Origin of the sequence: Veillonella tobetsuensis, assembly GCF_001078375.1 — a bacterium.
GTDB lineage: Bacteria > Bacillota > Negativicutes > Veillonellales > Veillonellaceae > Veillonella > Veillonella tobetsuensis.
This window is the reverse complement of sequence record NZ_DF967922.1, coordinates 21,773-36,340: the sequence shown is the minus strand read 5'-3', so window position 1 is coordinate 36,340 and position 14,568 is coordinate 21,773. Positions and strand designations below refer to the sequence as shown.

Sequence of the window (14,568 nt, the reverse complement as noted above, 5' to 3'; positions counted from 1 at the left end):
AACGTTTTCATCATCCTCATGAAATCAATAGATTTTATTTTTCTACTGTATCTTCTACAGGTGTAGCCGGTACAGAGGAGTCTGTAGTTTGACCGTCACCCCACCATACAATACCATAGGTATGATTTAGGACAGAACGGTTGAACACTGGTGTTTCGATACCAGCTTTACGTTGCTTGATGTAATCGTCGAGTGCAAGACCTGCTGTGCGGCCCATACGTACGATGGAGCTAACATTTGTGAGCACTAAAAATGCCATGAACAAATCGGCTAGGTTCCATACGAGGTCGAGGGATGCGATAGAGCCAACAAATGTCATAAGAATTACGCCAATACGGAATAAATGGAGACAATATTTTTTGTCAGTTAAGTGGCTAATATTGATTTCCCCATAATAATAGTTACCGATAAGGGAACTAAAGGAGAACATAACGATGAAAATAGCTACTGCTGCAGGCGCCCAAGAGCCTAATTGTTGTGCTAGGTTATGTTGTACAAGGGCTACACCTGTAAGGCCCGTTGTGCTATAGTCGCCTACTATGAGAACGATAAAAGCAGACGCAGTACAGATGATAAATGTATCAAGGAATACACCAAAGGCTTGAACAAGTCCTTGTTCAACTGGGTGATTAACAGCTGCTGTGGCTGCTGCATTTGGTACAGAACCTTCACCGGCTTCGTTGGAGAAGAGGCCACGTTTGATACCGTTCATGATGGTTGCACCCAAGAGACCACCGCCTGCTGCAGTTGAATCAAAGGCAGATGTAATGATTGTATAGATTACATGTGGGAAGTGCTCAATGTTCATGAGGACTACAAATAATGCGGTAGCAATATAAAGCACAGCCATGATTGGAACGATAACTTCAGATGCTTTAGCAACGCGATGGATACCACCAAAGATAATAATACCTACAAGAGCAGCTACAATGGCACCTGTGTAGGATACATCAAAATTAAAGATTTGAAGAGACGCAGCTAATGTATTAGCTTGTACAGAATTATAAATCCAGCCATATGTAATACTAATCAAAATAGCAAATAAAACAGCTAGCGATTTGTTGTTAAGACCGTAGCGGATGTAGTACGCAGGGCCGCCATAGAAACCGCCTTTAGCAACTGGTTCCTTGTAAATTTGAGCTAGTGTACTTTCAATAAAACCAGTAGCGGAACCGATGAAGGCAATCACCCACATCCAAAAGACAGCACCAGGGCCGCCAAGTACAACGGCAATAGCGATACCTGCGATATTACCTACACCTACGCGGGATGCGGTACTAACACAGAATGCTTGGAAGGAAGAAACATGGTTCTTTTCTGTTTTTGAACCTGCGCCCGATGCAACGAGGCGCACCATTTCCTTGAACATACGAACTTGTACGGCGCCAGTAGTCATGGTAAAGAATAGACCTGCACCGATGAGAATGAAGATGATTAAGTAGTTCCACAGATAGGTATTGACCGTGGAGACTGCATTATTAAGTAGGGTTTCCATAAAACTCACCTTTCGCTAAATAAAATCATAAAATGTGTATCTATTGTATCAGAAAATGAGGGAAAGTTCTATAGAATATAATAAAACCGCATATATGGTAGAAAATTAGCACCATGCATGCGGTTTATATATTAATCTATTCGTATGTATTGGAATAGGTTATAGATCAGTGTTGAAGGATTCAGCATTCTCCATACCTTGTAATAGGGTTTGCTCGGAATGTTCCATATGAATTTGTGCGAGTTTACGGGCTTGCACTGCATTATGAGCTGCAATCGCTTCTACTAATTGACGATGTTCCTCCCAAGTTTTACGCAAGCGTCCTGGTTGATTCATGGAAAAACTGCGGAAGCGATAGGTTTGTTCACGTAAATTATGGACGATATCTGCTAGACGTTCGTTACGGGACGCTTTGTAGAGCACTTCATGGAATGCCACATCAGCGGCCACTACGCTTTCCATATCTTTGTTTTCCATGTAATCGCCAATTTCTACAAGCATGCGCTCCAAAGTTTCAATTTCTTCGCTCGTAATGCGCTCTGCTGCAAGACCTGCTGCTAATTCTTCAAGGGCTGAACGAATTTCAAATACTTGAGTAATATCTTTTAATGAAATATTGGCTACATAGGTACCACGTCGTGGAACCATAACGACAAATCCCTCCAACTCGAGCTTGCGAATAGCTTCGCGAATCGGTGTACGACTAACACCGAGTTCTTCGGCAAGGGGGATTTCCATCAAACGCTCACCAGGTTTGAGGGTACCATCTTGAATGGCTTGGCGTAGTGTTTCGCTTACCACTTCGCTCAATGGCTTATATGCATCTAAGCGTATAGGTTGTAATCGTTTTGTCATTGAACATCCTCCTGTGTGCATGTTTTGGTGATGAGTGAAAGCCAATTATGGCCGGCGTTTTTAATTTCCTCTTGTAAGGCTAATGCTTGAGTTGCCTTATCTAATAAAACGACCATAGTTGGACCGCTGCCGGTCATGATAGTAGGGTACCCACGACTTGTGAAGAATTCTTTACATGAAATGAGTTCTTCGTGATCAGGGAATAGCAACTCTTCGAAGGTATTGGCACTACTCGTAAAAGCAGCATATAAATCATTATTTTTTAAGTGTGATAATACAGTTGTAATTGTGTCAGACGATGCTTTTGATTGTCCCTTGTAATGTCCATAGGCGGCCGCAGTAGATACGGATACTTCTGGCTTAACAAGTAATAACCAATGAGGTTCTGGGGATGAATGATACATAAGTTTTTCGCCGCGCCCTGTGCCGCGAGCAGTACCACCTTTTAATAGAAATGGTACATCTGAACCTAGTTTAGCACCTAGTGTCATCAGTTCATCTGTTGTAAGGCGTAAATCCCAAAATTTGTTGAGACCTAATAACATAGCAGCTGCATCGGCACTGCCACCGCCAAGACCTGCTGCGGCAGGTACGCGTTTTAACAAATGGATGGCGGCACCAGCCTTACACCCTGTATAGGCTTGAAGCTCACGCAATGCCTTTAGTGCCAAGTTGCGTTCGTCATAGGGAATGAGGTCTTGAATGTATTGTGGTAGCTCAGGTGCTATACCGGAGAATACGACGGAATGATGTTTTGCAAAATAGATGGAATCCGCGAGTCGGATGGACTGGAAAATACTGTCGATATTGTGATAGCCATCATCGCGTTTGCCTGTAATAGCAAGGCCGATATTGATTTTGCTAAAACCCAGTTGTTCGATACTTTTTGACATAAAATCCTCGATGTTTTACATGATATTGTACGAATCTATGTAGAGGTCGTACATATGATGAAAAGTGATTGAAAATATACATTAAGTAGTTTATGATGAAATTGTATGTGTATGTAAATATACCGCGTTTTTGCTGTATATCTAATTAGTTAATTATAAAATATTTATAGTGAAATAGCAATTTAGGGAGGCCTATATGTGGTCTAAATATAAAGATACTCTATACCAATGTGTAATGGTTGCTGTTGGTTGTGCTATCTTTGGTGCCGGTCTTGATGCTTTTGTGCTACCTCATAAATTGGTTAGTACTGGTATTAGTGGGATTGGACTTATCCTTTATTATCTTACCGGTTTATCCATTGGTACGTGGAACGTAGTTTTGAACATACCGATTTTCTGGGCCGCTTGGCATTGGCTAGGTAAGAAGGTCATTATCAATACATTATATGGCACGGTTATGTTGTCCTGGATGGTCGATGCCTTTGACTTTCTTCAATATGATATGGTCATATCTGATCCTTTACTGAGTTCTATGATGGCTGGTGTTACTACTGGGGTTGGCCTTGGAATTGTTTATCGAGTTGGCGGTAATACGGGGGGGCTTGATCCAATAGCCCTTATTGTACGAAAATATTACGGCCTTCAAATGGGGTCTATCAATAGTGCTATTAATGGTATCATTTTAGCTGCCGCTATTTGGGTTGTTGGTTTTGAAGCTGTAGCGGTAACACTGGTATCGCTTTATGTGTATACGATTATTACTAATAAGGTCGTTATTGGCTTTAATCAACGAAAGGTAGCTTTCATCATTACTTACAGAACTTATGACGTATGTAATGCAGTTATCAGTAAGGTGGGTCGCGGCGCTACGATTATTAATGGCATTGGTGCGTATACAAGAACGCCGAAGCAAATCGTTATGGTAGCTGTTAATTTACTACAGGTTAATAAATTGAAAGAAGCTATCGAAGAGGTCGATAATGAGGCTTTCATTCTCATCACAGATGCGCAAGAGGTTATTGGCAAAGGGTTTACTACACCGATAGTACCGACGTCTATAGAAAATCTTGTTAAAGAATGTGAGGAGAATGCTAATTATATAGAAGGAAAAGATAAGAATTAATCTAAGGAGGCTAGTATGGCTCATGCATTAGCAGGAACTCCTGTTCGTGAACAAGATATTATAGATATTCAAACGATTGTAGATGCCTATTTTGACAATGTTCCAGATATGACAAATCCCACACAGTTAGTGTCCTTTGGTACGTCTGGGCACCGTGGTACATCCGTGGATGGTACATTTACGGATCTTCATGTGGCGGCTATAACACAAGCTATTTGCGATGGCCGTAAGCAATTTGGTGCTACGGGGCCTGTGTTTGTAGGACAAGATACACATGCTTTGTCGCAACCCGCGCTTGTAACCGTGCTTGAGGTGTTAGCGGGTAATGGTGTGACAGCTATGGTTGATTGTGACATGGATTTTGTACCTACACCATCGGTGTCGCGCGCTATTATTCGCTATAATATACAACATGATGTTAAGGCGGATGGCATTATTATTACACCATCTCATAATCCTCCCGATAATGGGGGCATCAAATATAACACGATTATCGGCGGACCTGCTGATACGGTAGTTACAAAATGGATTGAAATGCGTGCGAATGAGTATTTGACTGCTTATTGTGAAAGTGAAAATTTCAAGCGCATTAGCGTAGATAATATTGAACCTACGGCTCAAGTTCCGTATGACTATAAAGGTCTTTATGTAGAGGAATTGAGCGAAGTCATTAATATGGAGGCCATTAAAGCGGCTGGTCCTAAGACCTTAGTTGATACATTAGGCGGTAGTGGGGCTTCGTATTGGAAGGCCATTAAGGAACGATATGGTCTTGATTTAACGATTATTCATGACGAATATGATCCAACCTTTAGTTTTATGACCTATGACCATGATGGTAAGGTGCGAATGGATTGCTCTTCTCCATATGTAATGGAGTCGGTTATTAATAGAATTGGCGATTTTGATTTAGCCGTTGGTAATGATCCGGACTATGATCGCTATGGCATTGTTATATCTAGTGGTTTAGTCTCCGCTAATTCATTTCTCACAATGGCAGCACGCTATTTATTTACAACGCGCGGATGGAAAAATAAAGGCATTGGTAAAACTGTTGTATGTACTACGATGATAGACAAATGGGCTGCAGGTGTTGAAATTCCGGTTTTTGAAGTGCCTGTAGGCTTTAAATATTTCTCACAACTTTTATTTGATGGTGTCATTGGTATTGGTGGAGAAGAAAGTGCAGGGGCCTCTTTCTTGAAGAAGGATGGAACTGTATGGACCACTGATAAGGATGGTATCATTATGGCTTTGCTCGGCATGGAAATCATGGCTGTTATGGGGAAATCTGCATTGAAAATGGCAGATGATTTTGCTGAGAACTATGGGGAACCACGCTTCGGTCGTATCGATGCACCGTGCAAAAAAGAGCAAAAGCAAATTTTAAAACAATTGAGTGCAGAATTGATTACTGCCACATCGGTTGATGGAGACCCTATTACTGGTATTCGTACCACATCAATGTATAATAATATGCCAATTGATGGTGTCCGGGTTGAAACCGATAAAGGATGGTTTGTGGCAAGACCTTCAGGTACGGAAGATTTATACAAAATTTATGGTGAAAGCTATAAAGGCGATTTAGGTCTCGTTGCGTTGCTAACAGCTGGAGAAGAAATCGTTAATGCTGCCCTGAATGGAAAGATAGACGCTGAGTAAGTATTCTCATAAACTTTTCACGCTGTTATTGTGATATATATGATATAATATATTAATATAGTTTATAGAATGAATGGATTTCCATGTGCTTAGTTTGCATGGATTTACATTTGCATAGTTTGTAGTGAGTCAGAAAAGGTGATTTTATGAAATTAGTAGTTACCGTAGTGGGTGTAGACCGCGTAGGTATTATCGCAGGTGTTAGCACTGTATTAGCTGAACATAAAGTGAATATTTTATCTATTAATCAAACCATTCTAGACGGTTTATTTAATATGATTATGATGTGTGAGACTGAAACAGAAGAAGCGAAGGACTTAACATCAATTCAAGACGCTTTAACTCAACTAGGTAATACATTGGGCGTAGAAATTCGTGCACAACATGCTGATATCTTCCTTAGCATGCATCGCGTAGGATAAGGAGGCGCCCATGTTATCTATCGACAATATTCTTGAAACAAATCAGATGATTCACGACAACAAGCTCGATGTGCGGACCATTACAATGGGGATTAGCTTGTTAGAATGTGCATCTAGCTCTGGCAAAGAACTATGTGACCGCATTTATGATCGCATTACTAAAGAGGCAGAGCACTTGGTAAGGACCGGTGAAGATATTGAACGTGAGTTCGGTGTACCTATCATTAATAAACGTATTTCCGTTACACCAATTTCCTTAGTGGCCGGTGGTAGTGATTTGACATCTTATGTGCCAATCGCTGAGGCACTTGATCGTGCGGCTAAAACCGTAGGTGTTAACTTTATTGGTGGTTTTTCTGCTCTTGTTACAAAAGGTGCTACAAAGGCTGATCGCATTCTTATCGACTCTATTCCAGAAGCATTGGCAACTACAGATATCGTATGTAGTTCTGTAGGTGTTGGTTCCACTAAAACGGGCATCAATATGGATGCGGTTCGTGATATGGGCATTATCGTTAAAAAGACGGCTGACCTTACTAAAGATAATGATGCACTTGGTTGTGCTAAGCTCGTTATTTTCTGTAATCCTGTAGAAGATAATCCATTTATGGCAGGTGCTTTCTTCGGCGTAACCGAAGGTGATAGCGCTATTTCCGTAGGTGTATCTGGCCCAGGTGTTGTAAAACATGCTCTTGAAGCTGTTCGTGGCGAACCATTTGATGTAGTAGCGGAAACGATTAAACGCACTGCTTTTAAAATTACTCGTGTTGGTCAATTGGTGGCACAAGAGGCTTCTCGTCGCCTTGGTAAACCATTTGGCATTATCGACTTGTCCTTGGCACCAACGCCTGCAGTAGGTGACTCCGTAGCTCATGTACTTGAAGAAATGGGTTTATCCTCTTGTGGTTGCCATGGTACTACGGCTGCATTAGCTCTTTTGAATGATGCGGTTAAAAAAGGCGGCCTTATGGCGTCTTCTCACGTAGGTGGTTTGAGTGGTGCTTTCATTCCTGTATCTGAAGATGCGGGTATGATTGATGCAGTAGCTTGTGGTAGTTTATCGCTTGATAAACTCGAGGCTATGACTTGTGTATGCTCTGTAGGTTTAGATATGATTGCTATTCCTGGTGATACAACAGCAGATACAATTTCTGCAATCATCGCTGATGAATCTGCAATTGGTATGATTAATAATAAAACGACAGCTGTACGTGTTATTCCAGTTCCTGGTAAAACTGTGGGCGAAGTTGTTGAATTTGGCGGTCTTTTAGGTTATGCGCCAATCATTGAAGTAAGCCCTTATAGTGCAGCTGAATTTATTGCTCGTGGTGGTCGTATCCCAGCACCTATTCGCAGCTTAACAAACTAAGTTGAAACCTCGAATTTAGTGAATTCGAGTTGTTGGAGGTGTACTTATGAGTGAGTATGTGCCTGATTATGTGTGGGCCTTTGTGTTGGCTCTCGTCATAACTTATGCACTTACCCCTTTGGTGAAACGCTTTGCGGTTGCCGTAGGGGCCATTGATAAACCTGATGCTCGTAAAGTGCATCAAGGGGCTATACCACGCCTTGGCGGGTTAGCGATTTTTCTTGGGTATATGGGGTCTGTATTATTCAATGATAGTATTCCTCATGACCATAAATTATTTGGGTTCGTGCTAGGTACCGTTATTTTGGTACTCGTTGGTATTTGGGATGATATCCGACAAATCGAACCAAAGACTAAGTTGATGGGGCAAATTATTGCGGCTGCTATTCTCGTGGCCTATGATATTCGCGTTGATTTTATCAATTTACCATGGGGTGGCGTTGTATATTTGAAATACTGGGCTATTCCATTGACGATTTTCTGGATTGTAGGATTTACGAATATCGTCAACCTTATCGATGGACTTGATGGATTAGCGGCGGGGATTTCTTTCATCGCTTGTGTCGCAGTATGTGCTATGACATTGCAATTAGGTCAAATTGATTTAGCTTGTATTGCATTAGCATTAGCTGGTGCTACTGTAGGTTTCTTGCGTTATAATTTTAATCCCGCTAAAATATTTATGGGTGATACTGGTTCAATGCTATTAGGATATACCTTAGCTGCTATATCTGTGATGGGCGCTGTTAAGACAGCGGCTACTATAGCATTAGTGGTTCCCGCTATTGTTCTTGGTTTACCAATACTAGATACTTTGTTTGCTATCGTACGTCGTAAGATTAGTGGACGACCTATCTTTAAACCTGATAAAGGTCATGTGCATCATCGTTTGTTAGCACAAGGTTTATCTCAAAAACAGGCTGTGCTTATGATGTATGCAGTTACAGCGCTCTTTGGCGGTGTTTCTGTTATCGTAGCAGAGGTTAATGCTTGGATTGGTTGCGTACTAGTCTTAGCTATTTTCCTATGTAGTATCTATGTGGCTCGTCGCTTGGGTGTTATTACGCACAGTGATGCGGCGGGGCACCCATTACCAAGCCCTACAATTGAACGTAGCGATTTAGATGAAACGATTTCCTTTGATCGCGAAGAATTGGCGAAAGTATTAGAACATTCAGAGGATGATTCTAAAAAAGAGTAACCACTGTAGGGGCGCTTAGCGCCCCTTTTTTATTAGACTCCGTGGAGGATGAGTAAATGTTAAAAGTAATGACAATCTTTGGTACTAGACCAGAGGCAATCAAAATGGCTCCTCTTGTAAAGGCCTTAGAGGCAGCACCTGATATGGAACCGATTGTAACTGTAACAGCACAACATCGGGATATGCTCGATCAAGTGTTGCGCTTATTTGATATTACACCTGATTATGATTTGAATATCATGAGTCAAGGTCAAACTCTTTATGATGTAACCAATCGTGCATTGATGGGGTTGAAATCTGTTTTAGAAGAGGCTAAACCCGATGTAGTACTCGTTCATGGTGATACGACGACTACTTTCGCTGGTGCATTAGCATCTTTTTATCAAGAGATTCCTGTAGGTCATGTTGAAGCTGGTCTTCGTACAGGTGATATTTACTCTCCATTCCCAGAAGAAATGAACCGCAAGTTGACCGGTTCTTTGGCAACCTATCATTTTGCTCCTACTGCTAGTTCTGAAGCGAATTTGAAACGAGAAAATATTAATACAGACCATCTATATGTAACAGGTAATACTGTAATTGATGCATTAGATACAACTGTAAAAGATAACTACATATTTAGCGATGCCGCAATCAATGCGCTTGATTCAAATAAAAGAACTGTACTTGTTACAACTCATCGTCGTGAAAATCTAGGGGAACCTATGCGTCACGTATATCAAGCTATTCGCGATTTACTAAATGATTTTGTTGATATTCAAGTGGTATTTCCTGTGCATAAGAATCCTAAGGTACGTCAAGTGGTACAAGAGGAACTAGGTGATGTTGATCGTGTAATATTAATTGATCCTTTAGACTATGAACCATTTGCAAATTTAATGGCTAAGTCTTACTTGATTTTAACTGATTCCGGTGGCATTCAAGAGGAAGCGCCTGCTCTTGGTAAACCAGTTCTTGTATTGCGTGATACTACAGAGCGCCCAGAAGCTGTTGATGCGGGCACAGTTCGTCTTGTGGGTACCAATAAAGATGCCGTGTATAAGGCTGCATATGAGCTGTTACATGACGAAGAGGCATATAAAACGATGTCTAATTCCGTCAATCCATATGGTGATGGCAAGGCATCTGAACGGATTTTACAAGCTTTGCGTCATGAATTCTTGGGCGATGCTAATCGACCAGATCGATTTGGTAAATAATATGGACAAGGATATGGTGAAAGCTCTGGCGATGGCTACATCGGCAGGGCTGACCCTTCTATTTTGTATCGGTGGATTTATCTGGATAGGATATAAACTGGATACCTGGATGGATACTATGCCATTATGCATGGTTATTCTTGGTTTAATCGGTGCTGTAACAGGCTTTTATATGTTATATAAACAGGTTAAATAGTGAGGTATTTATGAATCAATACATTAAATTCATACGTCATGTACTATGGGCCTGTTTTTTTGTTACCTTTTTAGGCCTACTTATCCAATATGTAGTTGGATGGAATCAGTATATGCTCGGTTGGTTGTGGGGCATGTTGACCATGATGGTTTATTTAGTGCTATTAGGTTTACATAATAAAGGATTGGCCTATGGAAACCCACATCAGGCTGTGGCAAAGGCGCGTCGTCAAATGATGTGGCGATTTACGCTGATTGGCGCATTTGTCGTTATAGGGTTACAAATGCCTGGTGTAAAAGTTGAGAGTTTATTCATTGCAATTGTACTTATACAGCCTATCTTGTATATCATATTTTGGCGATTAAGTAAGTAATAAAATTTATTACATTGAATGATGAGGTTAAAACGCATGATATAAGGGCTAAACATACCTCTAACATAATTTTTTTGAATGCGTAAAATGCATTTTTGGTATGTAATTTATGAATTGTTTACTCTAGAAGTGTTGATTATATACCTATAAAGAGGTATGATAATACATAGATATATATTATAGGGATATATATAAAATTTATATTGCTACGTGAGAAAGGGGTTGAGTTTGTGGAACTGCATGCAGGTCACCATCAAGTAGTACAGTGGTTGGGGTTATCGTTTAATATCGATACATTAATTGCCACATGGATTACGATGGCGATCGTCATCATAATTTCCATGCTTGCTACGCGAAATCGAGTATTAGTGCCTTCGGGTGTTCAAAATGTAGTGGAGACTATATTGGAAGCATTAGAAGGTCAATTATCGCCAACGCTTGGTAAACACTGGCCGATGGTGAGTTCATTGTTATTCACATTCTTTTTATTTATCTTTGTTGGTAATGAACTTGGGTTATTGCCAACGCTACATGCTGTTACTTCGCCTACGGCGGATATTAATACAACAGCAGCACTCGCATTGTGTAGTAGCTTTATAGTCTGGGGAATGGGAATTAAAATTAAGGGACTATCTTATTTTAATCATTTTTTACAGCCTTATAAGGCTATGCTAGTTCTAAATATTTTTGAAGAAATAGCAAAACCTATCACATTAGCTTTCCGTCTATTTGGTAATATTGTGGCCGGCGAAATTTTATTGGAAATTCTTTATAATTTGCCTTGGTTCGTACCGGTACCATGGATTTGGATTGCTTTTAGTTTGTTTATTGGTATCATTCAAGCTTTTATTTTTACAGTTCTAACAGCCAACTATTTAGGCATGGCATTAAGTGAAGAACATTAATTTTAATGGAGGATTTATTATGGAAGTTCAAGGTTTATTCGCATTAGCTGCGGCAATCGCAGTAGGTTGTGGTGCTATCGCGGCTGGTATCGGTGACGGCATGGTAGCTAGTAAAGTTATTGAAGGTATTACACGTCAACCTGAATTGCGCGGTCAATTAATGTCCACAATGTTCGTAGCTATCGGCTTAATCGAAGCTATGCCTATCATCGGCGTAGTAGTTGCTTTCATTTTATTGTTCAGATAATAGCGAGGAGGAACGACCTTGGTAGATTTAACGCTAGGGACAATTCTTGCTCAAATGCTAAACTTTTTTATATTAGTTTGGATTTTAGCACGCTTTGCATATAAACCATTGGTTTCTATGATGCAAGAGCGCAAAGAACGCATTGCTAAGGATTTAGCAGATGCTCAAGCTGCTCGAACTGAAGCGGAACAATTCAAAGCTGATTATGCTGCGCAAATTGCAAATGCTCGCCAAGAGGCTCAACAAATCGTTGAAAAGGCGGTGCAACAAGCAGAAGCGACTACACGTGAACAATTGGCAGCAGCTCGTGAACAAATTGAACGTGAGAAAGAACGAGCTCGTCAAGATATTGTAAATGAACGTGATCGTGCTATGAATAATTTGCGCAACGAAGTTATTTCCTTATCTGTTGCAATGGCGACTAAAGTTGTGGCAAAAGATATGGACAGCGAAACTAATACAAAACTAATTGAAGACGCTATTGCGAAACTTGATAGTAAAACGATAGGGTTGTGATATTATGAGCACAGAAATTGTAGCAGATAAATACAGTTCAGCTATGTTAGAGCTAGCTCAAGAACAAGGTAATTTAGTAACTACAGAAGAAAATCTTTTATATGTGGCCTCTGTTCTTAATGAACAACCAGAATTGGTAGGGTTTATTAATAATCCTATTGTAGAAGCAGATGCAAAGATTTCTCTACTTGGAAAGGTCTTTGATACTGCTGTAGAAAAGACAGTACTTCATTTTATGTATGTCATGGTTAAACGTGGTAGATATCGTTATTTGCAAGATACAATTAGAGCTTTCATAAAAAAATCTCGCGAAGCACGTGGAATTTTGGAGGCTATTGTTACTGTAGCAGAACCGTTAACTGATACATTGCGTGATGATGTACAAGCTAAATTACAAGCGATGACTGGCAAAGATGTCATTATATCGATGCGTCAAGATTCTACAATCATGGGTGGTATTATCATTCAAATTGGTGATAAACGCATTGATGGCTCGATTGCACGTCGCTTAGACGAATTGAAAAAAACGTTAGTACGAACTGACTCTATTAGATTGGGGTGAATGGGTATATATGAAAATGAAGCCTGAAGAAATCACTGCTATAATCAAACAGCAGATTCAGGACTATGATGTTGACCTTAATGTCGATGACGTGGGTACTGTCCTTGACGTGGGGGATGGCATCGCCCATATTTATGGTCTTGAAAGAGCCATGGCCGGTGAATTGTTAGAATTGCCACACGGCGTATATGGCTTGGTTTTGAACTTGGAATTAGATAATGTTGGTGCCGTACTACTTGGTGACGACTTCTTGATTAAAGAAGGCGACGAAGTACGTCGGACTGGCAAAATTATGGATGTACCAGTAGGGGATGCCCTCATTGGTCGTGTTGTTAACCCATTGGGTCAACCTATTGATGGCAAGGGTGCTATTCAATCTACAGAACGTCGTCCTGTAGAACATCCAGCGCCTGGTATTGCGGATCGTCAATCTGTTAATGAACCATTACAAACTGGTTTGAAAGCAATTGACTCCATGGTACCGATTGGCCGTGGCCAACGTGAGCTTATCATCGGTGACCGTGGCACAGGTAAAACAGCAATCGCTCTCGATACAATCATCAACCAAAAGGGTAAAGATGTTATTTGTATCTATGTAGCTATTGGTCAAAAAGAATCTACCGTAGCTCGTGTAGTACAAAAATTAGAAGAAACTGGTGCATTAGACTATACAATCGTAGTTTCTGCTAGTGCTTCTACAGGGGCACCATTACAATATATCGCCCCATATGCAGGTGTTGCGATGGGCGAATATTTTATGTACAAAGGTAAACATGTACTTTGTGTATATGATGACTTAACTAAACAAGCGGCTGCATACCGCGCTATGTCCCTATTATTACGCCGTCCACCAGGGCGCGAAGCGTATCCAGGCGACGTATTCTACTTACACAGCCGTCTATTAGAACGTGCTGCTAAGTTATCACCTGAACTAGGTGGTGGTTCAATTACGGCGTTGCCTATCATTGAAACACAAGCGGGTGACGTATCTGCGTATATTCCAACAAACGTAATTTCCATCACTGATGGTCAAATTTTCTTGGGCACAGATATGTTCTATTCTGGTATTCGTCCAGCTGTTGACGTTGGTTTGTCCGTATCCCGTGTAGGTGGTAGTGCGCAAACTAAAGCGATGAAACAAGTTGCAGGCCAATTGCGTTTGGACCTTGCACAATATCGTGAATTGGCTGCTTTTGCTCAGTTCGGCTCCGATCTTGATGCAGCTACAAAAGCACAGTTAGACCGTGGTGAACGATTGACTGAAATGTTAAAACAAGGTCAATACGAACCAATGAGTGTGGCTGAAATGGTTATTAATTTGTATGCTGGTACAAAAGGGTACTTAGCCAATATTCAAGTTGCTGATGTATTAGCTTTTGAATCTGAATTATTACGCTTTATTCGTGCTAATTATCCTGAAATCATCAGTAATATTGAAACTACAAATAAACTTGATGAAGCAACTGAAAACTTGTTGAAACAAGCTATTCCAGAATGTGTAGAAGCCTTTGGTGCTACACATACATTAGTTTCCCGTAAGGAGGCGTAAT

Annotated in this window: 16 protein-coding genes; 13 read left to right on the top strand and 3 right to left on the bottom strand. The window is 40.7% G+C overall.

Going from position 1 to position 14,568, the window contains the following annotated elements:
* Nucleotides 1–34 precede the first annotated feature (34 nt).
* From VEI_RS09580 to ispE, 3 genes are all read right to left on the bottom strand, one after another.
* Nucleotides 35–1,495 (bottom strand): alanine/glycine:cation symporter family protein, encoded by a 1,461-nt coding sequence (locus tag VEI_RS09580; RefSeq protein ID WP_059364654.1) that lies wholly within the window; start codon nt 1,493–1,495, stop codon nt 35–37.
* Between the two features lie 159 nt (nt 1,496–1,654).
* Nucleotides 1,655–2,350 carry a GntR family transcriptional regulator gene (locus VEI_RS09575; RefSeq protein ID WP_059364652.1) on the bottom strand — a complete coding sequence of 232 codons (696 nt, stop codon included), beginning with the start codon at nt 2,348–2,350 and terminating at the stop codon, nt 1,655–1,657.
* Entirely contained in the window at nt 2,347–3,243 is an 897-nt protein-coding gene (gene ispE / locus VEI_RS09570) for a 4-(cytidine 5'-diphospho)-2-C-methyl-D-erythritol kinase (RefSeq protein ID WP_059364650.1), read from the bottom strand. The genes VEI_RS09575 and ispE overlap by 4 nt, the downstream gene beginning before the upstream one ends.
* Before the next feature lie 196 nt (nt 3,244–3,439).
* Here ispE and VEI_RS09565 point away from each other — a divergent pair, with 196 nt between their 5' ends.
* From VEI_RS09565 to atpA, 13 genes are all read left to right on the top strand, one after another.
* Entirely contained in the window at nt 3,440–4,366 is a 927-nt protein-coding gene (locus VEI_RS09565; protein ID WP_059364648.1) for a YitT family protein, read from the top strand.
* Nucleotides 4,367–4,381: 15 nt separating this feature from the next.
* Nucleotides 4,382–6,028, top strand: coding sequence for a phosphoglucomutase (locus VEI_RS09560; RefSeq protein WP_059364646.1), 1,647 nt, complete (start codon nt 4,382–4,384; stop codon nt 6,026–6,028).
* 146 nt (nt 6,029–6,174) lie between these two features.
* The gene (locus VEI_RS09555) at nt 6,175–6,450 is read left to right on the top strand and encodes an ACT domain-containing protein (RefSeq protein ID WP_059364644.1); all 276 of its coding nucleotides are present in this window, start codon (nt 6,175–6,177) and stop codon (nt 6,448–6,450) included.
* Between the two features lie 10 nt (nt 6,451–6,460).
* Nucleotides 6,461–7,819: a PFL family protein gene (locus tag VEI_RS09550; protein ID WP_059364643.1), complete on the top strand. Its 1,359-nt coding sequence runs from the start codon at nt 6,461–6,463 to the stop codon at nt 7,817–7,819.
* 46 nt (nt 7,820–7,865) lie between these two features.
* Entirely contained in the window at nt 7,866–9,020 is a 1,155-nt protein-coding gene (locus VEI_RS09545) for a glycosyltransferase family 4 protein (RefSeq protein ID WP_059364642.1), read from the top strand.
* A 56-nt stretch (nt 9,021–9,076) separates the two neighbouring features.
* The gene (wecB, locus tag VEI_RS09540; protein WP_059364641.1) at nt 9,077–10,219 is read left to right on the top strand and encodes a non-hydrolyzing UDP-N-acetylglucosamine 2-epimerase; all 1,143 of its coding nucleotides are present in this window, start codon (nt 9,077–9,079) and stop codon (nt 10,217–10,219) included.
* Between the two features lies 1 nt (nt 10,220).
* Nucleotides 10,221–10,415 carry an AtpZ/AtpI family protein gene (locus tag VEI_RS09535; RefSeq protein WP_038148240.1) on the top strand — a complete coding sequence of 65 codons (195 nt, stop codon included), beginning with the start codon at nt 10,221–10,223 and terminating at the stop codon, nt 10,413–10,415.
* Nucleotides 10,416–10,425: 10 nt separating this feature from the next.
* Nucleotides 10,426–10,788, top strand: coding sequence for a hypothetical protein (locus tag VEI_RS09530; protein ID WP_059364640.1), 363 nt, complete (start codon nt 10,426–10,428; stop codon nt 10,786–10,788).
* 230 nt (nt 10,789–11,018) lie between these two features.
* The gene (gene atpB / locus VEI_RS09525) at nt 11,019–11,693 is read left to right on the top strand and encodes a F0F1 ATP synthase subunit A (RefSeq protein ID WP_059364639.1); all 675 of its coding nucleotides are present in this window, start codon (nt 11,019–11,021) and stop codon (nt 11,691–11,693) included.
* A 19-nt stretch (nt 11,694–11,712) separates the two neighbouring features.
* Nucleotides 11,713–11,940, top strand: coding sequence for a F0F1 ATP synthase subunit C (atpE, locus tag VEI_RS09520; RefSeq protein ID WP_005377043.1), 228 nt, complete (start codon nt 11,713–11,715; stop codon nt 11,938–11,940).
* An 18-nt stretch (nt 11,941–11,958) separates the two neighbouring features.
* On the top strand, nt 11,959–12,456 hold the full coding sequence (gene atpF / locus VEI_RS09515; RefSeq protein ID WP_059364636.1) for a F0F1 ATP synthase subunit B: 498 nt from the start codon (nt 11,959–11,961) through the stop codon (nt 12,454–12,456).
* 4 nt (nt 12,457–12,460) lie between these two features.
* Nucleotides 12,461–13,018, top strand: coding sequence for an ATP synthase F1 subunit delta (gene atpH / locus VEI_RS09510; protein WP_059364634.1), 558 nt, complete (start codon nt 12,461–12,463; stop codon nt 13,016–13,018).
* Between the two features lie 10 nt (nt 13,019–13,028).
* Complete coding sequence (gene atpA / locus VEI_RS09505; protein ID WP_059364632.1) at nt 13,029–14,567, top strand: F0F1 ATP synthase subunit alpha; 1,539 nt, start codon at nt 13,029–13,031, stop codon at nt 14,565–14,567.
* Nucleotide 14,568: the final 1 nt, after the last annotated feature.